This is a genomic window from Microcoleus sp. LEGE 07076, assembly GCF_015207455.1.
Taxonomy (GTDB): domain Bacteria; phylum Cyanobacteriota; class Cyanobacteriia; order Cyanobacteriales; family Microcoleaceae; genus Microcoleus.
This window is the reverse complement of the sequence record NZ_JADEWV010000048.1, coordinates 16,535-37,387: the sequence shown is the minus strand read 5'-3', so window position 1 is coordinate 37,387 and position 20,853 is coordinate 16,535. Positions and strand designations below refer to the sequence as shown.

Genomic DNA, 20,853 nt, shown 5'->3' with positions numbered 1-20,853 from the left:
TTTGTGGGATGGGCGGGAGAGCCCGTCCTTTCTAGACGGGCTCTCCCGCCCATCCCACAAGAACAATAAAGATTGCAAGTTATTTAATTCTCATTCCTTAATTCACATCTTAAGAGCGCTAAAGCGCAACTACGTACTTTATGTGAAACTACTTGATTGCTCCGCTCTTAAAAAGGGGGATATTTGATTTTTTGACTGAAGTGCAATTAGGAATTAGCAATTGTCAAATAATATCGTTTCCGGTAGTATCGGAATCATCAAATTCAGTCAACACTCAACACTCAACACTCAACACTCAACACTCAACACTCAACACTCAACACTCAACACTCAACAGTCAACACTCAACAGTCAACACTCAACACTCAACAATCACCTGACGGTGCAACCGGAATTGATATAGCAACTACCGATTACCCAAATAATGTTTGCAGATTTCTTTATTAAACGACCAGTATTTGCTAGCGTCTGCGCCATAGTTATCGTTTTGGTAGGCGCAATTAGCATTCCTACACTGCCGATCGAACGCTTCCCCGACATCAGCCCCACCCAAATCAGCGTCACAGCCAACTATAGCGGGGCCAGTGCCGAAATTGTCGAAAATGCCGTAACAAACATCCTAGAAAGGCAAATTAACGGCGTTGAAGGACTAAAATATTTAACTTCTAGCAGCAGCAATGATGGTACTAGCACCATTACTGCCACGTTTGACCCGTCGCGCAACAAAGATATTGCCGCCGTCGATGTTCAAAATCGAGTTGCAGTCGCACAACCGCAACTACCAGATGCCGTACAGCGCACGGGAGTGAGAGTTACCAAACAATCTACCAGTCTCCTGCTGGCGATCGGCTTATTTACAGAAAACAAAGAATACGACACCGTATTTTTAAGCAACTACGCCGACTTGTATTTAGCAGATGCCCTAAAGCGGGTAAAAGGCGTTGGCGACGTGCGAATTTTTGGAGAACGCCGCTACGCAATGCGCCTGTGGATCGACCCCAATAAGTTAGCAGCTCGCCGTCTCACAATGCAAGACGTAACCAGGGCGATTAACGAACAAAACTTACAAGTTGGTGCCGGCAGAGTTGGGCAAGAACCAGCCCCAGACGGGCAAATGTATCAAATTGACTTGCGTGCTGAAAGTCGCCTCAAAGAACCCGCAGAATTTGAAAACATTGTCCTCAAAACAGAGGCAAACGGAACATTAGTTAAATTAAAAGAGGTTGGAAGAGCCGAATTAGGAGCCGAAAACTACAACTCTTTTCTGAGATTTAGAGGCAATGATGCCGTAGGTTTAGGCATTTACCAACTGCCGGGAAGCAATGCTTTGAATGTTGCCAATGCCGTCAAAGCAGAAATGGAAAAACTAGCTGTTAGTTTCCCTCCCGGCTTGATACATAGAGTAGCACTGGACACGACTTTATTTGTCCAAGAGTCGATGGCAGAAGTCATAAAAACGCTATTTGAAGCAGTTCTGCTAGTGGTGATAGTAATTTTTGTTTTCTTGCAAGACTGGCGGACTACAATTATTCCCACCATCACAATTCCAATTTCTTTGATTGGAACTTTTGCTTTTATCAAAATTTTCGGGTTTACAATTAACAGCCTATCTCTGTTTGGTCTAACACTAGCGACAGGGTTGGTGGTTGACGACGCTATTATTGTAGTAGAAAATATCGACCGTTTGATTCGCCAAGGCATGAGTGCCCGCCAAGCAGCTTTCGAGTCAATGCGGGAGCTTTTTAGCGCTGTGATTGCGACTTCCTTAGTGTTGATGGCAGTGTTCGTCCCAGTGGCATTTTTCCCCGGAACTACGGGAGCACTTTACAAACAATTTGCGCTGACAATTGCTTTTTCTGTACTGCTTTCTACCTTTATGGCTATTACCCTCACGCCCTCGCTGGCAGCTATATTGCTGCGGCGGGGGCAGAAGTATGGTGGGCCGCTGGGTTGGGTGTTCGATCGCGTTAATAGAGTTCTCGATTGGATGCAGCGCCAATACCGGGAATCCTTGATATTTCTCACAAGATTTAAAACTGTTGTCACCCTCCTATTCATCGCTTCTCTGGGATTAACAGCTTGGCTTTATCTATCAGTACCAACAGCATTTATCCCAGAAGAAGACCAGGGTTATTTTTTGACAATTATTCAAGGCCCCCAAGGCGTTTCTCTGCAATATACTCGGCAAGTAATGGATGAAGTTGAGCAAGAAATTCTTAAGCTTCCTGAAGTTGTCGGTACTTTTTCAGTAGGAGGCTTCGGTTTTAGCGGTAGCACTTCCAACCAAGGTATTATTTTTACTACGCTTAAACCCTGGAGCGAACGTCACGGAGAAAGTCAAACTGTACAAGCAATTATTGGCGGCTTGCGGGGTAAGCTGATGGCGATTCCAGAAGCGAGAATTTTTCCGGTGAATCCGCCAGCCATTCAAGGTTTAGGTCAATTTGGAGGCTTCCAATTTCAATTGCAAGACCGCAAAGGTAACAGCGGTTTAGATGCAATGGTTCAGACGATGGGCGGGATTTTGAAGCAGGCGAATCAGACACCGGGATTGCAGGCGGTATTTAGTACGTTTGCAGCGAATACGCCTCAGTTAATTGTGGAGGTTGACCGCAATCTGGCGAAGGCTTTGGATATTTCTCTTGATGATATTTTCAGTACGCTGCAAACGGCTCTGGGTTCGCAGTATGTCAACGATTTCAATCTCCAGCAGCGCAATTATCGGGTGTACGTTCAGGCGGACAAACAGTTTCGCGCTAACCCTGAAGATATTGGTAAATTGTATGTGCGATCTGGAAAGAATGAAATGATTTCTTTGAGCAATTTGGTGAAGCTAACTCCGGTGGTGGGAGCCCAAACTGTTAATCACTACAATTTATACAGGTCAATTGAAATTACGGGTTCTCCGGCTCCGGGATCGAGCTCTGGACAGGCAATTAAATCGATGGAAAAGGTGGCAAGTCAAGTTTTACCAGCGGGTTTTGGCTATGAATGGTCGGGGACTTCTTTAGAAGAAATTGAGTCTGGGGGTCAAGCTCCAATTATTTTTGGTTTGGGGCTGATTTTTGTGTTCTTGGTTTTGGCGGCTCAGTACGAAAATTATGTCGATCCTTTTATTATTTTGCTGGCGGTTCCTCTGGCGATTTTAGGGGCACTTTTAGCTCAGTCGCTGCGGGGTTTGGCAAATGATGTTTATTGTCAGATTGGTTTGGTGATGTTGATTGGGTTGGCTAGTAAAAATGCGATTTTAATCGTGGAGTTTGCTAATCAGTTGCGGGAGCAGGGGTATTCAGTTACTAAGGCAGCAGTTGAGGCGTCTCAGGAGCGTTTGCGACCGATTTTGATGACTTCTCTGTCTTTTATTTTGGGTATTGCTCCTCTGATTAACCCAGAAGGTGCGGGGGCTGCGAGCCGCCGATCGCTAGGGAATGCGATCGCCGGAGGGATGGTTGTTTCTACTTTCTTGAGTTTGTTTATAGTTCCAGTTTTGTATGTGGTGATTGTCTCGGCTCGCGATCGCTTTACGAAACGCGATCGCCCGCAAAATCCGCCGGATGATGGCACAATTTTGGATGGGAAAAGTGTCTCGGATCGGGAGATTGAACGGGATAAAGTATCGCCGCTTTAGTTGGTAAGTGGAAAATACCATTGTTGGTTTTCTGAGGATAGTTGGTGCGATCGCCCAAAACCCCCAAATCCGCAATCAAAACCCCCAAAGCCCCCAGATTAGTCCGGGGATAAATTCTTCAATCCAAAATCCCAAATCTAAAATCCCAAATCTAAAATCTAAAATCGGTTGACGGCGACCCCCATCTGCGGCTACGCTTTGAAATTAGAGGTTGCTTGCTTGTAAAGGAGGCAGCCTGCATCCCCTCCGCTTCGCTCCGCCCAGAAATCTAGTTGCACTCCCTCCGCTTCGCTTCGCCCAAAGCTGCGGCAAACAGCAATGGACAGCTAACCGCCAAACTGATACCAGCAGTCTGGAGGCTCCGAGAATCTTAACATTCTCTGTAGCCGCCCTGCTATGCGTTGAAAAGCGGGGCGGCTGGGTTTTTGGGTTTTTCTAGAAAACCCAAAACCAGGAGAAGATAATTATGTCACAGGAATTCGTGCCTGACGATCACGAATCCGAGCGCCCAAATGACAATTCAGCAGCAGAATCGGAACAGGATGTGGTGCTGTTAACCGTCATTCTGAGTGAGTAGCTTAGGATTTACGCACGGGTGGTCAGAAACCGGGTTTTTTACGAGAAGAGGCGTTACACTACGCAGATTTGGTAAAAAACCCGGTTTCTAGTCCTGGGAGTATGTCAGTTCTGTCTGAAAGTCGCATTCCCATAAGTAGGGTTTGCTGAATAATCGATCGCATATTGCCTCGTCTGGGTTTTTGATCGCGCGATCGAGAGTAAAGTCGCCGTGATAAACAGGTAGAATAGGTCAAAACCCGTGCATCACAACCTGCGATCCTGTACAAAAAAGCTGAGCTTGCCTCTAGCCCCTATCCGAGTTTGAACTGCCTTTCGGAGGAATGTTGTCAGCAGACAACCGTTGGGTAAAAATGGGCGAACTAATGTATCCCGTGGTCAGAATTTGAATCAGAATATGCTCAAAACTTCCCCACAGAAAAGGGCGCGCCAGCCAAATCCTTTCGGATGGCATTGGGGGCATTAATCATCAAATAAAAACTCGGAATTAGCTCCGCGTGAAACAGTCGAACAGATCCGTGAAAACCCCTATCTACAATACTTTATCGGTCAATCGAGCTACAGCAATGAACTACCATTTGACCCATCACTATTAGTACACTTTCGACGGGCGTATCAGTCCGAACCAAATTAATAAATTCAACGAACGCATGGCCCTTAAAAATGCGTTCTACCACCCCAATCAAACCCGAAAAAAAAGGATTCGGATGCCAAAAATGAGTCACCCAATCGCGACAAACTAATCATAGATGCAACCTGCGCCCCAGCCGACATTAGTTATCCGACCGACCTAGGACTATTAAACGCAGCCCGAGTTCATACAAAAAAAATCATAGACATCCTGTATAAACAAATCAAAGAAAAAATCCACAAAAAACCAAGAACCTACCGTAATAAGGCCAGAAAAAATTACTTAGCAGTAGCCCAACAAAGACGACCAACCCGAAACAAAAGAAGACAGGCTATCAAAAAACAACTTCAATATATCAAAAGAAACGATTCTCATATTGAACACTTAATTGATGCAGGTGCGACCCTATAAGCTTTGAATAAAAAGCAATATAAAACCTTGCTAGTCCTCACAGAATAAGTCTCTTGCCAACAGCAATGGTTGTTTGACAATAACAAACAGAGTATTGAGGATAGAATAGTAAGTTTAAGCCAACCCCATATTAGTCCCATTGTCAGAGGAAAAGCAGGGAAAAGCGTAGAGAGGCGAGCCAAACTATCAGCCAGTTGTTTTGAAGGATATGTATTTTTAGACCGGATGAGCTGGGATAACTTTAACGAATCTCTTTACTTAAAAGCCTAAGTAGAAGCTTATTATAGGTTCACAGGATATTATCCAGAGTGGCGTTGCTGAATTAGGGTATGATAGATTGAGAGTACGATTGCCAGAAAATAACACTTCAAAAAACATAGAGCTTATGCAATGTCCTGAATGTCAGTCAACTTACGTTAATAAAAATGGTCATAAAAAAGGTAAACAGAATTATATTTGTGTCGATTGTGGCAGACAATTTATAGATTGCTATAAACCTCATAAAGGTTACTCTGAGGATGTGAAACGTGAATGCCTCACAATGTATGTCAATAATCTGGGTTTTCGAGCAATAGAGAGGATTAAAGGAGTACATCACACCAGCATCATCAATTGGGTCAAACAAGTAGGAGAATTGCTGCCTGATGCTTATGAACCAGAGACAATTCCCAAAGTTGGAGAACTTGATGAACTAGAAACATTTGTTGGTAAAAAAAAATAAAATTTGGTGAGCGACGGCAGTTAATCACTTTCAGCCAGGGATTTTAGGATGGGTGCGGGCGACCATAGTGCAGCAACTTTTCGACCCTTATGGGAATTAGTGGGTAACTGGAAATGTTATTTTTATGTAACAGATGGATGGCCAGTTTATCCCATGTTTATTCCAGATGGAGACCAAATTATCTGTAAAACTTACATGACCCGAGTAGAGGGAGAAAATACGCGACTACGACATTACGCAAGCCCGACTTCATCGCAAGACACTTTGCTATTCTAAGTCGAGAGATATGCTCAAAAAATGCATTCGCTTATTAATTCATTATCTTAAGTTTTGGGAGGTTCCGGTTCCCTATCCAGGGAATCATTTCAATCGCGTTCGAGCGAGGCAAATAAAGTAACTAATACATCCCTGCGATCGTACAAATCATACCTAAATTCAGCAACGCCCGCTCGGCGTATGGCTTTAGGAATTTTGAAAACTACAAAAATAGATGTTTGCTTACTTGGTATTTTAATTGTTAGTTTGGCATACCAAGTAAGGAAGAACCTCAATTTACCGGACACGATATCACTCAAATATTTCTATTTTCCCAATGAGTGCGAAATTTTCATCAGCAAATCAGCACGATTTAGCAAAAAAAATATTGTTTAACAGATTTTTTTAACAAGTTTTGGAGCGATACAGAAACCGCAGATTCTAAGCAGATGCAACACAAATAAACGCAGATATTTTTTTGAATAGTTTCTGATTTTTGTAATAAGTTTAGTACAAATTAGGGTTCGCTAACATCTAAACCCAGCCGTTCCCCAACATTAATATAAACCGGAGTGCTGCTTTCAAAAAGAGAAGGTCTAGCCTTCTGATTCCCCAGCCACACAAAAAAACTGCTGAGTGCTGGAGCCGGATCTTGATCGCGGCGCAGCGTGTAGATCAAACCTTCGCACGGCCCGTTAACGCGACTGCTGGTGCAAATCACTTTCTGATTGTTGACAATGCCGACAGTGACATAATTTAGCTGTTTGTTGCGGCTGTAATTTTCTAGGCGCTGAGTGACTTGTTTGCAGCGAGTCAGAGGATCGTAGCCAGAACCCGAAAAGAAATTAGAATTCCAGCGAATCCAAGGTTCCCTAAACCCTTGCGGATTTTGATACACAGTCATGGGTTCGCCGGTGGAGGTATCGCAGACAAAGCCTCCGAGTCCCAGATTTGATTGATTGTAGCTGGGGCTGGGCTGGAGCGAAATATTGCTGAGAATATCAAACCCGTTCGGTAAGGTTTGCGATCGCAACGACATCAAAGAATCGATCGGGATTGCCGCATTCAACCCTGTTTTAATCTCCTCAACCTGACCGTTCCACTGGCTCATCACCGTACCAACAGTATCTCCCTGACCGTGAATTCCCACAACAGTGCCATCAGCATCAAATACAGGCCCGCCGCTCATGCCGCGCCTGGTGACAGCTTGATACCGGAGCCCGTACCCCGATGATGCGCGATCGAGGCGAGAAGAAACAATACCTACTGTAAATTCAAGTTTTCTTTCATACCAAGAAGCGATGGGCAGTGGATAGCCAGCAACGTAAATAGTAGAACCAACTACAGCACGTTTTGATTCGCCAATTGGCGCTACTGGATAATTTTCTCGGCTGTAAAATTGGATCAGAGCTAAGTCTATATCGCGGTCTTTTTTCGGCAGCCGCTGTATTCTGATTGCTCTATAATTTTTTTCTAAATGAGTGCGAATGCTGTATTCTTGGGCGAGACTGGCAACAACGTGATTCGCAGTCAAAACCGTATAAATATTGCCTTGCTTTGCAATAATTACTCCCGAACCGCTAGTAGCAAAACCCAGCGTATTGTTAACTTCGACGGTGCTCAACGTTGCTACCTGGGCAATTTCTTGGGCTGTTTTGGCACAAGCAGCATATTGTTGACAGACAATTGCTGTCGCCGTTATTGCACCGGTCAAGATGATGGTCAGCGCCCCGAACCGCAAACTCGATACATTCATCGCTAACTCCCTAGATCCGACGAGACAAACTGCAAGTACAAGTATAACGGCGTAAATATTTGTAGTTGGCACGAGGCAGGATTCAGGAGGCAGAAGACAGGAGGGTTTTAGCCTCATCGAGCTTTTTTAACACAGTTGTGTTTTTTCCTGCTGCAGACTTACTTAATACCGATCGGCATTCTCCCACTGGATTTAACCATTTTTTCCCAAAATTCTCGCGTCCGTTCGCTTCCGCGTTCAAAAGTATAGACCTCAAAATCGGGATGTCGATACTTGCCCGCACCGTTAAGTCCCACCAAGAAATTTTTGGCATTAAAAATCGGACTACCGCTCCTGGCAATTTTAACCTGATTTGTATACCGCAAGCTATAGCTTTGAGGGAAAGATTTCGGCAGCAGCAACTCTACAACCCCCGCGCTACTGCCAAAACCTCAGCACCGGCAGGGAATCCGGCGGGCGAGCAGCTAATGTCCCGCTGCTGTTGATTCCCTGCTTGTCAGTGCTAATTTATACTCAATATCCCTGCGGAACTAAACATCCCCCAGCTTCCTGGCAACTTCCATGGGTTGGTGGGCGAACTGCTGTCGGCCGCGAAAATTGTCCGATCGCCCCAGAGAAGAAAATTTCGCCATCTGGATGCGTACTGCAGTTAGACTCGCCAATTTTTCTCGATAGCCCTCCCGAATTGGCGATCGAATTGAAAGTTGCCCAAATATTAATGAAGGCTGGAGGATGGCGAAAAAATAGGTTCTTGTTCCCCTTCCTCCGTGCTTTCTTCTAGTTTTCCCCTCACATCAATGTAAGGAATCTTACGGGTTTCATCAAAAGACGGCATCCCGACATATCCTTGACGCCAAGCTAACAAATTATACAAAGAGCCGATCGGGTCTTGGCCGGGTCTGAGAGTATAAATCAAATTTTGACACAAACCGTTGACTTGATTCGCCGTACAGATGACGTTTTGGCCGTTCATCTGACCTGCTGTAATGTACTTGAGCGCCCGGTTCCGGCGGTAGATTTCAAGGCGCTGGCTGACTAATTGACACCGAGTTTGCCGATTGTAGCCAGAACTGGAAAAATAATCTGAAGTCCACTCAATCCAAGGCTCGATCGCACCTTTAGAGTTTCGGTACACCGTTACGGGCGCACCGGTCGAGTTGCTGCACGAAAATCCCTTTTCTGTGGGTGAACTCCAGCCGTAACTAGGCTCAAAAGGCGCTGTCAGGCTGCTGAGGGCGATCGCGCTTGCCGCCAAAACTTTGGTCAATAATTGCTGATTCATGACGATGTGCTCACTATTTTTGATGGAATTGGATAGAAAAATCACCAAATGTTGCGATCGCACCCTCGATCCGCCAGAGGCTGGCTGGGGAATTATGTGGTTCGCGACTTGCACGTTTGCCCTACCAAATCCGCCTTAAATACCCCCTTTATTTCTTAGTCAGGGTCGCCGACAAAACTTTGTATAGTCCTGGTTTCAACCACCGAGTCATCAGGGATTCTTAACGCCGATTTTTTTTGTATAAATGCACACTAAACCAATTGATACGACCGCTGCGAAGGAGATAGTAAAATGCGCGCGCAAGTCGAAACTATGTCCTTATTACTACTAATCAAGGTCAAGGTTTTGCCAACCGGAAAAAATGCTTTTTAAATCACACATCGGCATGGAGCGAGTGGCAACGCCAAACCACACCGCTGACCGGGTATTTGATATGACTTCCGGTCTAGCGCTGCAAGCTTAATCTGATGGGATACGGAGCCATCCGCGCGCGATCGCATCAATTGCGTTGCCCATTTACGTGAAACAACACTAAAATACAGGTATTAATCAGAACCATTAACTTATTTTCGTGTCCGTATTGCGGATGGCGGGAAATACTCTTAAGTGAGTGTAATCAGGGACTAAGTGCTTTCTACCACCAAACTTCACCCTCAATGCACAGACATTTAGTTGAGTATTAGAAACTATGAACCGTATTTGCAAACAGTTCGAGTATTTAGCCGCAGGATTAATTTTGATGGGTGGTAGCAGTTGTTTCACCTATGATGCAGCGAACTTAACCGCAAACGGGAGCCAATCCCGAACGGGCGTCGGTAAATTCAGAGACCTACAGCTAACGAGAAATCTAGTTGAGGGTCGATCGACTCAATCCGCGCTCCCCTCTAACTCTATTCCCCCAGTTTTAGCCACTGGAGTAGCATCAGAGAATACTGTCACCGTTAAAATTTATAAGGTAGACAATCTCTGTCAAACTCTCAACCCGGAAACAGTAACAGGCCCAAACAATCAGTTAATGTCATCCGCCGTTAATGAAGTGTTAAAGCAGCAGATTTTCGATAGTCTCGGTTTGGTTGGCTATCGGCTGACGATCGACCGCGACCTCGGAATAGCTACCCTGGATCTGCGGGCCTTCGGGAATTCCCGGCAGAAACTGCAAAATCTGTCGAGCTGTCAAATGCTAGGTTTGTTTGGAGGCGTGCGCCAAACTTTGATCCGTTATGCTCCTTGGCAAATCAAAACAGTGCGTTTTACAGAGCTCGGACAGAACATTGTCAGCACAGTTCGAGAATAATCGATTAATATAATTAGAGATGGGAATTATAGCATTTTCGATTGAGGCATTGAAGACTTTGATTGAAGAATTAAAGAATAGGCAATTACTTGTTCTGTAGGAGTTTGGATCGAGAACATCTCAAGGAATGCAAAAAGTATTATTTTAACGCTGTGCGAGCGTCCTGGCTTGCGAATATATCACCAAGCGAGCGAGACGCTCGCACTACAAATACAAAACACAGATGCTTCTTTTGTATCTCTCCTACAGTTCATTGTTTTTCGTAGCTGGTATTACCCAATTCCATCTTCTTTAAAAAGGGTTCGGAGAGATTGCATAAACCTTCCAACCCTTCGAGATCCTTTGATTCTGCCTAACTCCTGCAACACAACACACCGCAATTGACATGACACTACCTGACGGCCCCAAAAACCCCCGCTTCGTGCAGCTAATTCAATGGATTGGCGATCCGCTTAGATACATGGATGTCAGCGCCAAAAAGTACGGCGAGATTTTCACGACTCGGTGGGGAAACCTTGAACCCTTCGTGATGATCCACAACCCGCAAGCGATCCAGGAAATGCTCAACAGCAAAGCCCTTGAGGCTCCAGGCGATATCAACGGTATTCTCAAACCTTTGCTGGGAGAACAATCGATGATTGTAATCTCCGGAGAAAAGCACAAACGCCAGCGCCAATTATTGATGCCGCCCTTTCACGGCGAACGGATGCGTAACTACGCTCAACAAATTTGCGATATTACTCGAGATGTTGCCACCAAATGGACGGTCGATCGACCTTTTGTCGCCCGCACCGCCATGCAAGAAATCACCATGCGGGTAATTTTGCAAGTAGTCTTCGGACTAGATGAAGGGCCGCGGTTGCAGCAACTGTCTCCGCTGCTGGCTTCAATTATCGATACCACCGGCTCTCCGCTGCGATCGAGTATGCTATTTCTGCCCTGGATGCAGCAAGATTGGGGCGCTTGGAGTCCTTGGGGACGAATGAAACAGCAGCAGCGCAAAATTCAGGAACTGATGGACGCCGAAATTGCCGAACGCAGACTGCAACCAGACAGCAACCGCGCCGACATTCTCAGCTTAATGATGGCCGCGCGCGACGAAAACGGCGAACCGATGACGAATGAAGAATTGCGCGACGAGTTGATGACGCTGCTGTTTGCAGGCCACGAAACCACAGCAACTGCCTTAGCTTGGGCATTTTACTGGACTCACAGTTTGCCTGCGGTGCGCCAGAAACTGCTGCAAGAATTAGACAGTTTAGGCGAAAATCCCGACCCGATGGAGATTTCCCGGTTGCCGTACCTGAGTGCAGTTTGTCAAGAGACACTCAGAATTTACCCGGTGGGAATGCTGACATTTCCGCGAGTAGTGCGCCAGCCCCTGGAACTGATGGGACATCAACTCGAACCGGGTACGGTGGTTTTCGGCTCGATTTATTTAACCCACAGGCGCGAGGATTTGTATCCAGAACCGCTGCAATTTAAGCCGGAACGGTTTTTGGAGAGGCAATTCTCGCCTTACGAGTATTTGCCCTTTGGAGGCGGCAGCCGCCGCTGTATCGGCTTGGCGCTGGCGCAGTTGGAGATGAAACTGGTGCTGGCAACCATTTTGCGCGATTTCGACTTGGTATTGGCCGAGAAAAAGCCGGTAGAGGCAAAACGCCGAGGGGTGACTTTAGGGCCGGCCGGCGGAGTGCGGATGGCTCTACTGGGGCGGCGGATGCCACAGCAGAAGCCTGAACCTGTTGTGAGCGGGATTTAAAGTTGTAGCAACCGCTACATAAAAACCGCTAGAATCCTTAAGCTGTAACCATCGCCAGCTCTCAACTTTCAAATTTTAAGTCTAAAATGGTATGAGCCTTGCAAACATACCTTAAAAGCAAAAGTGGGTGATTGCAATAGCCCTCTTGATATCTCGAAAGCTTGCCTGCCATACTTTAGAAACATATGCATACCCTGTTATTCAGCAAGGTCGGAAGCGTGTTGGCATTGCCAGCAATCTTCCGGCCTCTTTATTTGACGTAATTGCAAAAATAGTTAGGACGATGCTCGCGTGCCATCGCACAAAAATCTTTTTTTCTTGTGGGACGTTGCTCTGAGCATCGTCCCACAATTTGATTAAAAGGACTGAGGCAAGAGGTCTATTTTTTTTGGCTACTTGAGGCATTGGGCTTTCTGATGCAGCAACGCAAAAGCATCGATTTATTCGTGCTTGAAATAAATAGTTAGGCACGGATGGGCGATCGCAAACCGGGTTTTTTGGGAAAACACTTGGCGGCCGCCCGCAAATAAGAAAAAAACCCGGTTTCTTTGATTGGAGTGCCTCCAGAACACCCTAATCTAGAGGTTTTGTCTCCAATTGAAATAGAATCGGACAGCAAGTTTAAGGAATTACTAAGGAATAATTAATAAATTATTAAATAATCTCCTTCTCTTCCAATCTCAATCTTCAGTTTTCAGAAATTCTGATACCGAGACTGACTTCGGCAGACTCTCGATATCTTGAATTTCGCTTTCGTGAGCAAAGAATTCGACTTCTTTGTCGTCAATCTGGATCTGATAGCTAGCGGTAGCAGTCACAATCCGCCGCTTTTTTTTATCTTCTATTAAAACCCAACACACGACAGGTCTGACCCACCTCTCTACGTGCTGGCTTTGCTTTGTACTCCCAAAGGCATACCAGCCTTTAGCTTCAATAATTTGCAGCACTTTAAAATCGTTACTTGCCATAAATATCTCGATCGCGTTAACTTGACTATTATTCTTAGATAGAACGTCATGCTTGCTAAATAGGGCAAAGCTTTGGGAATTATAAGCTGGACTTGACAACCAGAATTTTAGTCGCCAACCAGCGGTTTAGCAGGGCAGGGTCTGCGTTGTTGACCGCTAAATTTAGTGCGATGTTTTGTACTCTCCTACAATTACGGTCAATTATTTATACTGTGTCCTCGAAACATAGTTTTGCAGCAGCCAAAACCGCAGCCGGCTAGACCGCAGTTAAGTGCATTTAAGTGGATGCCAACGGCTTCTAATGTCTGGTTGGTAATAGCGATCGGCATACAATACTCTTCAAACTTTCTGCTGCAATCAACAGTCATATTTGCCGGATGGGCTAAAACGTAACTAGAGATTGCCGCTTTTAATTCTAAGGCGTGGCGTGCTTAATTCCCAATTAATTGTATGGTTTAGTTGATAACTGCCAAACTGTCGATCGCACTACCACAGCCGTGTCTAACTCTTCGATTAACGTCACCGTTAAACTGTTCGCCGCCTTCGGTGAAGCCTACGGAGTTTCTGAAATTACTGTAGAACTTCCTCGGGAAACTCCAGTGTCTCAAGTTCTCGAAAGATCGATCGCCCAGTATCCTCAATTAGAACAGTGGCGCGATCGTACCCGCTTCGGCCTCAACCTAGAATTCGTCTCTCCCGACACCATCCTCCAAGACGGCGACGAAGTTGTACTCATCCCCCCCGTCAGCGGCGGGTAGCAGGGCCGTTGACTGTTGACTGTTGACTGTTAAGAAGGGCCCGCACTCACAGGCACCGCCCCTACTGACTGTTGACTGTTGACTGTTGACTGTTAAGTTTTGTAACAATTCCGTTGGCAAATCATCCTTGACTTCGATCGGGCCCGCACGCGGGGATGAGGATTTGCATTCCCAGTTAGAGCCAGAAAACGAGTCTAATTCTTGTGGGGTGGGCGTCCCGCCCGCCCAAAGATGCAAGTTAAATAAAGTGCATATTTACAGCTAAATCAATCCCGACCAAAAAAGTCGGGTATGGTTGACGGGGTAGATCCACCGTGCTAATCTGTCCTAAGAATTAGAAAACATCGCAAAACTAGAGAGTTGAGCTATGACCCAAGCGACCAGAACCCAATCCACAGCAGCAACCTTCACAGCCCTTAAATGTAAAGAATGCGGCGAAGAGTACGAACTCCAAGCCAAGCACGTCTGCGATTGCTGTTTTGGCCCGCTAGAAGTCAAGTACGACTACGATGCGATCCGGCGCACCGTTACCCGCCAAACCATCCAAGCCGGCCCCAACTCGATCTGGCGCTACCGCGCATTTTTACCAGTCGCTACAGATAACGTCATTGATGTCGGTACGGGGATGACTCCTTTAGTAAAATCCCACCGCTTGGCGCGCCGCCTGGGTCTAAAAAATCTTTATATTAAAAACGATGCCGTCAATATGCCCACTCTCAGCTTCAAAGATAGAGTGGTGTCAGTCGCCCTCAGCAGAGCTAGAGAATTGGGTTTCACAACGGTATCCTGTGCCAGCACCGGCAACTTAGCCAACTCCACCGCTGCGATCGCCGCCCACGCCGGCCTCGACTGCGTAGTCTTCATTCCCTCCGACTTAGAAGCAGGCAAAGTCCTCGGCACTCTGATTTACAATCCTACTGTCATGGCAGTTCACGGCAATTACGACCAAGTTAACCGCCTCTGCTGCGAAGTAGCCAATACACACGGCTGGGGATTTGTCAATATCAACTTGCGCCCCTACTATTCCGAAGGCTCGAAAACTCTCGGTTACGAAGTTGCCGAACAGCTAGGCTGGCAATTGCCAGACCACATCGTCGCCCCCCTCGCCTCCGGTTCCTTATTCACAAAAATCTACAAAGGTTTTCAAGAATTTATCGAAGTCGGTTTAGTGGACGACAAAAAAGTGCGGTTCAGCGGCGCGCAAGCCGACGGCTGTTCGCCGATCGCCCAAGCATACCGCGAAGGTCGCGATTTTGTGACACCGGTGAAACCGAATACCATTGCTAAGTCGATCGCGATCGGCAATCCAGCCGACGGTATGTACGCCTTGGAAATCGCCCGCAAAACCAACGGCAATATCGAATCCGTCAGCGACACCGAAATCATCGAAGGCATGAAACTGCTAGCCGAAACCGAAGGCATCTTCACCGAAACCGCAGGCGGCACAACGATCGCAGTCTTGAAAAAACTTGTAGAAGCAGGTAAAATCAACCCCGACGAAACCACCGTCGCCTACATCACCGGCAACGGCTTGAAAACCCAAGAAGCTGTCCAAGGTTACATCGGCGAACCCATCACCCTCGAACCAAAAATCGAAGCCTTCGAGCGTGCCCTCGAACGCGCCCGGACACTCGAACGCTTAGAATGGCAGCAAGTTTCGGTTTAATTATTAGTCATTAGTCATTAGTTATCAAGCTGTTGACTGTTGACTGTTGACTGTTGACTAAGGACTACTGACTACTGACTACTGACTAAGGACTAAAAAAATGACTGTTAAAGTTTTAATACCCACTCCCCTGCAAAAATTCACTAACAATCAAGCCACTATCGAATGCGGCGGCGGCAACATTTCCGAACTGATTGAATCGCTAGAAACAAATTGCCCCGGCATCAAAAAAAGCTTGTGCGACGAAAAGGGAGAACCCCGCAGGTTTCTGAACTTCTACGTCAACAGCGAAGATATCCGCTTTTTGGAAGGCACAGAAACTTCCCTCCAAGATGGCGATGAAGTGAGCATTGTTCCAGCAGTTGCTGGCGGCTGATTAATTTTCAACCGCAGATTGAGGCTGATCAACACAGATGAACGCAGATAGTTATCAAATCTATCTGCGTTCATTTGCGTTCGTCTGCGGTTGAAATCAAAGTTTTAATTCAATACGGTTTTTTAACCGCAGATTGAGGCAGATCAACACAGATGAAGGCAGATAATTATTAAATTAAATCTATCTGCGTTCATTTGCGTTCATCTGCGGTTGCCAATCACGATCGTACTACGAGACGACGGAAGCTACTTTTGCAGCAGTCCGAGGACGGCGACGACCTGTTACTTTATTCACAGGGGCTGGTACTGGCGCGGATGGCGCTGATGATACTAGCTTAGGTGCTTCGATCGACAGTTGAGGTGTTTGCACGGTTTCCGATCGCACTGCTTCTTCTGGAATTTGCATCAGGAATACCAGCATCGGATTGCTTTGCAGTTCCCGGCGCAGGACTCGCCCAATTGCTTTTTCGATTTGGGTTTGAACTCCTACCCAGTCAACTTCGATTTGCGAGTCATCAGTGGGGGGTTTGACAAATTCTGTCCAACGATCGCTCAAAACTGTTTCAATGGTTTGATTGATTAATCCGATCACCTGCGCGCGATCGGCTGATGTGACTACACCTTTTAAGTGGACTTCCGGCTTTGCAACTAATTTGCCTTCCCAATTCAAAGCCGCAGCTACTGTCACGGCACCGTCTCCAGCTAACTGCTGGCGTTCTTTCAGGATATTCGCCTTGACAACGCCCGATCGAGAAGCATCTACTAATTCAATTCCTGAAGGTACTTTACCGCTAACTTCGATCGAATTTTCCGTTAATTCTACGACATCGCCGTTGTCAATAATCACCATGTTGCTCGCGGGAATGCCCATGCTTTGAGCCGTTTTGGAGTGCTGAACCAACATCCGGTGTTCCCCGTGTACCGGCAAGAAGAACTTGGGACGAGTCATGTTGATCATTAACTTTTGGTCTTCCTGACAGCCGTGGCCCGAAACGTGAATTCCTTTGTCGCGCCCGTAAACTACGTTTGCGCCCAGCATCATCAGTTTGTCGATCGTGTTTACCACGGAGATCGTATTTCCCGGAATCGGATTAGCCGAGAAAATGACTGTATCGCCTTTTCTGATTTTCAGTTCGTGATGTTCGCCGTTAGCAATGCGAGTCATTGCCGCCATCGGTTCGCCTTGGGAACCCGTCGTCAAAATCAAAATTTTGTCTTCTGGCAAATTTCGTATTTCTTTGAGCGGTTTGAAAATACTATCTTCGCATTTGATGTAGCCGAGATTGCGGCAGTGAGCGATGACGTTCAACATCGATCGACCCACCACTCCGACGTACCGATTGTTTTTCTTAGCCAATTCCAAAATAATTTGCAATCGGTGTACCGACGAAGCAAAAGTCGTGATCATTATCCGTCCCGTTGCTTGAGCGATAATTCTGTCTAAATTCGGAGCAACAGAACGTTCTGAAGCTGTAAAACCAGGAACTTCCGAATTAGTAGAATCGCTGATCAAGCACAGCACGCCTCTCTCGCCGTACTCCGCCAGCTTTTGCAAATCAAAATGCTCGCCGTCTACAGGAGTATGGTCAATTTTAAAGTCTCCGGTGTGGATCAAAATTCCCACAGGAGTGTGAATTGCCACCGTGAAACTGTCTGCCATCGAGTGAGTGTTGCGAATGTATTCGACTAAGAAATTCTTGCCAATTCTTACCGTGTCGCGGGGTCTAACTGTCCTCAATTCGGTGCGGTGGGATACTCCTGCTTCTTCCAATTTTCCGGCTAGCAAAGCCATCGCCAAACGCGGGCCGTAGATGACTGGAATTTCAAATTGTTTGAGGTGATAAGGGATGCCCCCAATGTGGTCTTCGTGACCGTGAGTCACGATCATACCTTTAATTTTGTGGCTGTTTTCCCGCAGGTAAGTCATGTCTGGGAGGACAATATTTACGCCGTGCATTCCATCTGTCGGGAAGGCTAAACCTGCATCTAAAAGAATTATTTCGTCGCCGTACTCGAACACACAAGTGTTTTTGCCGATTTCGTGGAGCCCGCCGAGGGGAATAACTTTTAGAGCCGATGCAGTTGTATTCTTGATCATGCGTATCCTTTGTTAGTTATTTTTGTTATTTGACTGTTGTCTGTTGACTGTTGTCTGTCGCTACTGTCTAGACCTCTCCAATAATCCCTGTGGAACCGGCATCCTGCCTGTTCTATACAAGCTTTTTGGGAGGTGTTTACTATCTGTTGTTCGTGGATGGGGGCGATTTTTTTCCAGATTTTTGTGGAAAACTCCCCGACGGGGTTTTACTCTCCCGTACAGTCAGTTGTCTCCAATCCTCAATCAGCAATTCTTAATTATCAGCTAATAACTCATAGCTCATAACCAGTGACTGATGACTAATGACTAATAACAACCAATATTCAGTTGTCTGAAAACTCGTTCTCGCCTATGTAGTCGGGCTAGCTGATACCAGGGCTAGCTGATTCAGTACGTCCTTTAACTTTTGAGTGATCTCAACGGGCGGATCGCACAGCGGCGGACGGGTGGAACCTACATCCCAGCCTTGAAGTTTGAGAGCTGCCTTGACGGGAATGGGATTTGTGGTGAGAAAAAGAGCTTTAAACAGGTCAAAAAGTTGCAAGTGAATCTGGGTAGCGACTTGAACTTGACCGGCCTCGAAAGCTGCGATCATCTGTTGCAGTTGCTCTCCTACCAGATGGCTGGCTACGCTAACTACACCAGATCCTCCTACCGCCAACATTGGCAAAGTTAGGGAATCATCTCCAGCATAGATGGCAAATTCAGGGGGTGTCAAGCGTCGGATTTGGCTGGCTTGATCCAAGTTGCCACTTGCTTCTTTTACGGCCACAATGTTGGGGATTTGGGCCAGTCGAGCTACTGTTTCCGGCAACATATTTTGGCCTGTACGACCGGGGATGTTATATAACATTATAGGCAATTCTGGTGCAGATTGCGCGATCGTCCGAAAATGATTGTACAAACCTTCTTGTGGCGGCTTGTTGTAATAAGGAACCACCTGCAAGCACCCGTCCAATCCTAGTTTAGCTGCTTTTTGCGTAGCGGAGACTGCTTCTGAAGTAGAATTCGAGCCGGCTCCTGCTATTACCAAAGCTTTACCGGAGACTGCCTTTTGCACCACCTGAAATAATTCGTATTCTTCATCCCAGCTCATAGTGGGAGACTCGCCAGTAGTTCCGCACACTACCAAGCCATCAGTACCGCGATCGGCTAAATGAACTGCCAATTGTTCTGCTACCGCATAGTTAACGCTGCCGTCTTCCTTAAACGGCGTAATCATTGCAGTCAGAACCCGTCCAAACTTTACCACACTTTCTCCGATTTTAGACTTTTGATTTTTGATTTTAAATTTTTGATTTCAGATGAAAGGTTTATCTAAAATCCCCAATTTCAATTTCCATGCTTGCTAGGGTTCCCCCTAGTTAGAAGCCGCCGCCACTTGGGTTGGCAACAAATCTTTTTGGGCCAGCAACTCAGCTATCTGCACCGCATTTAAAGCCGCCCCTTTGCGGATTTGATCCCCAGACAGCCACATCTCCAACCCGCAGGGGTGAGAAATATCTTGGCGAATCCTGCCGACTAACACCTCATCTTTACCGCTGGCTTCTGCTGGCATCGGGAAATAATTAGCTTGCCAGTCTTCTACCAGCTTAACCCCGATCGCCCCCTTCAAGATTTCCCTAGCCTCGATCGGGCTAAAAGGCTCTGCAAACTCTAGGTTAATCGCCTCCGAATGGGCGCGCAGTACGGGAACCCGCACGCAAGTTGCCGTAATTTTAATCTCGTCCGTACCAAAAATCTTCCGAGTTTCGTTTACCATTTTCATTTCTTCCTCACAATACCCCAAATCGTTAATCGGCGTATTGTGCGGAAACAAATTAAAAGCTAAAGGGTAGGGAAATATATCTGTTTTGGGAGTTTCCCCTGCCAAAATTGCTCTTGCTTGAGCTTTCATTTCCTCCATTGCCCTCGCCCCCGCGCCGCTGGCAGACTGGTAAGTCGCTACAACGATGCGCTGCACTGGCCTAACTTTGTGAAGCGGCCAAACGGCAACTGCCATCAAAATCGTGGTGCAGTTGGGATTAGCAATTATCCCTCGGTGAGATGCCACCGCTTGGGGATTGACTTCGGGAACCACTAGCGGTACCGTCGCATCCATGCGGAAAGCGCTGGAATTGTCGATTACTACTGCCCCAGCGGCCACTGCTTTGGGGGCCCACAGTTGAGAAGTAGAGCCGCCCGCCGAGGCGAGGACTATGTCTACATTATCAAAAGCTCGCGCCGAAACTGCTTCTACCAGCAGCATCTCGCCGCCAAAAGGCAAAGTTGTGCCGGCTGAGCGCTCTGAAGCCAACAGCTTCAAGTCAGAAATCGGAAAACTCCGGCTGTAAAGGAGTTCTAGCAACTCGGCACCGACTGCGCCGGTGGCTCCTAAAATGGCAACTCGATAGGATTGAGACAAATTAGTTTCCTCCACAAATTAGAGCTTAAACGATCGAAATCAAAAATTTAAATAATCGCAATCATCAATATCAAACTTAATTATTAATTTTGTTGTGCGACATCAGGGGTGCGAGCCTGTGCCAAGGGTGCAGTGAACCACAGCCGTCGATCGCACTCAATCCGAGTTTAGCATCTTTCGCCCTTAGCGAAGCTTGCAGCTATGGGATCGTCTGGCGATCGACAAAGCACCAACCCCGATACGTGCTGCAGCTATTGACTTTGACCGG

Annotated in this window: 16 protein-coding genes and 2 pseudogenes; 11 read left to right on the top strand and 7 right to left on the bottom strand. The window is 46.6% G+C overall.

The genetic code is table 11. The annotated features are described in order from the left end of the window. Nucleotides 1-424 precede the first annotated feature (424 nt). The 4 genes and pseudogenes from IQ270_RS10835 to IQ270_RS10820 all read left to right on the top strand — a co-directional run bounded on the left by IQ270_RS10835 (nucleotide 425) and on the right by IQ270_RS10820 (nucleotide 6,364). A complete protein-coding gene (locus IQ270_RS10835) occupies nucleotides 425-3,628 on the top strand; it encodes an efflux RND transporter permease subunit (RefSeq protein ID WP_193973227.1) in 3,204 nt (1,067 codons plus the stop codon). Nucleotides 3,629-3,839: 211 nt separating this feature from the next. Further along, nucleotides 3,840-4,067 carry a hypothetical protein gene (locus IQ270_RS10830; RefSeq protein ID WP_193973226.1) on the top strand — a complete coding sequence of 76 codons (228 nt, stop codon included), beginning with the start codon at nucleotides 3,840-3,842 and terminating at the stop codon, nucleotides 4,065-4,067. Nucleotides 4,068-4,465: 398 nt separating this feature from the next. Further along, a pseudogene (locus tag IQ270_RS10825) lies at nucleotides 4,466-5,513 on the top strand (IS5 family transposase); the annotation flags it as partial. 118 nt (nucleotides 5,514-5,631) lie between these two features. Next, nucleotides 5,632-6,364, top strand: a pseudogene (locus IQ270_RS10820) (IS1 family transposase). 375 nt (nucleotides 6,365-6,739) lie between these two features. On the opposite strand, the gene IQ270_RS10815 reads toward IQ270_RS10820, so the two are convergent. Further along, nucleotides 6,740-7,978 carry a COP23 domain-containing protein gene (locus IQ270_RS10815; RefSeq protein WP_193973225.1) on the bottom strand — a complete coding sequence of 413 codons (1,239 nt, stop codon included), beginning with the start codon at nucleotides 7,976-7,978 and terminating at the stop codon, nucleotides 6,740-6,742. 263 nt (nucleotides 7,979-8,241) lie between these two features. Between IQ270_RS10815 and IQ270_RS10810 the strand changes: the two genes are divergently transcribed. Beyond that, nucleotides 8,242-8,463 (top strand): hypothetical protein, encoded by a 222-nt coding sequence (locus IQ270_RS10810; RefSeq protein ID WP_193973224.1) that lies wholly within the window; start codon nucleotides 8,242-8,244, stop codon nucleotides 8,461-8,463. 230 nt (nucleotides 8,464-8,693) lie between these two features. Here IQ270_RS10810 and IQ270_RS10805 read toward each other — a convergent pair whose 3' ends face one another. Continuing rightward, nucleotides 8,694-9,260 carry a COP23 domain-containing protein gene (locus IQ270_RS10805; RefSeq protein ID WP_193973223.1) on the bottom strand — a complete coding sequence of 189 codons (567 nt, stop codon included), beginning with the start codon at nucleotides 9,258-9,260 and terminating at the stop codon, nucleotides 8,694-8,696. Between IQ270_RS10805 and IQ270_RS10800 the strand changes: the two genes are divergently transcribed. The 3 genes from IQ270_RS10800 to IQ270_RS10790 all read left to right on the top strand — a co-directional run bounded on the left by IQ270_RS10800 (nucleotide 9,259) and on the right by IQ270_RS10790 (nucleotide 12,316). Continuing rightward, nucleotides 9,259-9,399 (top strand): hypothetical protein, encoded by a 141-nt coding sequence (locus tag IQ270_RS10800; protein WP_193973222.1) that lies wholly within the window; start codon nucleotides 9,259-9,261, stop codon nucleotides 9,397-9,399. The two genes, IQ270_RS10805 and IQ270_RS10800, sit on opposite strands and share 2 nt — an antisense overlap. Before the next feature lie 549 nt (nucleotides 9,400-9,948). Further along, the gene (locus IQ270_RS10795; protein ID WP_193973221.1) at nucleotides 9,949-10,554 is read left to right on the top strand and encodes a hypothetical protein; all 606 of its coding nucleotides are present in this window, start codon (nucleotides 9,949-9,951) and stop codon (nucleotides 10,552-10,554) included. A gap of 385 nt (nucleotides 10,555-10,939) precedes the next feature. Further along, complete coding sequence (locus tag IQ270_RS10790) at nucleotides 10,940-12,316, top strand: cytochrome P450 (RefSeq protein WP_193973220.1); 1,377 nt, start codon at nucleotides 10,940-10,942, stop codon at nucleotides 12,314-12,316. 680 nt (nucleotides 12,317-12,996) lie between these two features. Here IQ270_RS10790 and IQ270_RS10785 read toward each other — a convergent pair. Both IQ270_RS10785 and IQ270_RS10780 read right to left on the bottom strand, forming a co-directional pair. Further along, nucleotides 12,997-13,284, bottom strand: a complete 288-nt coding sequence (locus IQ270_RS10785) for a hypothetical protein (protein ID WP_193973219.1) — start codon at nucleotides 13,282-13,284, stop codon at nucleotides 12,997-12,999. A gap of 197 nt (nucleotides 13,285-13,481) precedes the next feature. Next, complete coding sequence (locus IQ270_RS10780) at nucleotides 13,482-13,652, bottom strand: hypothetical protein (RefSeq protein WP_193973218.1); 171 nt, start codon at nucleotides 13,650-13,652, stop codon at nucleotides 13,482-13,484. 129 nt (nucleotides 13,653-13,781) lie between these two features. Here IQ270_RS10780 and IQ270_RS10775 point away from each other — a divergent pair, with 129 nt between their 5' ends. The 3 genes from IQ270_RS10775 to IQ270_RS10765 all read left to right on the top strand — a co-directional run bounded on the left by IQ270_RS10775 (nucleotide 13,782) and on the right by IQ270_RS10765 (nucleotide 16,084). Next, nucleotides 13,782-14,042, top strand: coding sequence for a MoaD/ThiS family protein (locus IQ270_RS10775; protein ID WP_193973230.1), 261 nt, complete (start codon nucleotides 13,782-13,784; stop codon nucleotides 14,040-14,042). A 367-nt stretch (nucleotides 14,043-14,409) separates the two neighbouring features. After that, nucleotides 14,410-15,708: a threonine synthase gene (thrC, locus tag IQ270_RS10770; RefSeq protein WP_193973217.1), complete on the top strand. Its 1,299-nt coding sequence runs from the start codon at nucleotides 14,410-14,412 to the stop codon at nucleotides 15,706-15,708. A 100-nt stretch (nucleotides 15,709-15,808) separates the two neighbouring features. Further along, the gene (locus tag IQ270_RS10765; protein WP_193973216.1) at nucleotides 15,809-16,084 is read left to right on the top strand and encodes a MoaD/ThiS family protein; all 276 of its coding nucleotides are present in this window, start codon (nucleotides 15,809-15,811) and stop codon (nucleotides 16,082-16,084) included. Between the two features lie 228 nt (nucleotides 16,085-16,312). Here the strand turns inward: IQ270_RS10765 and IQ270_RS10760 are convergent, their stop codons facing one another. The 3 genes from IQ270_RS10760 to IQ270_RS10750 all read right to left on the bottom strand — a co-directional run bounded on the left by IQ270_RS10760 (nucleotide 16,313) and on the right by IQ270_RS10750 (nucleotide 20,585). Next, on the bottom strand, nucleotides 16,313-18,181 hold the full coding sequence (locus IQ270_RS10760; protein ID WP_193973215.1) for a ribonuclease J: 1,869 nt from the start codon (nucleotides 18,179-18,181) through the stop codon (nucleotides 16,313-16,315). A gap of 349 nt (nucleotides 18,182-18,530) precedes the next feature. Further along, a complete protein-coding gene (dapA, locus tag IQ270_RS10755) occupies nucleotides 18,531-19,433 on the bottom strand; it encodes a 4-hydroxy-tetrahydrodipicolinate synthase (protein ID WP_193973214.1) in 903 nt (300 codons plus the stop codon). Between the two features lie 108 nt (nucleotides 19,434-19,541). After that, nucleotides 19,542-20,585 (bottom strand): aspartate-semialdehyde dehydrogenase, encoded by a 1,044-nt coding sequence (locus tag IQ270_RS10750; RefSeq protein WP_193973213.1) that lies wholly within the window; start codon nucleotides 20,583-20,585, stop codon nucleotides 19,542-19,544. Between the last annotated feature and the right edge of the window lie 268 nt (nucleotides 20,586-20,853).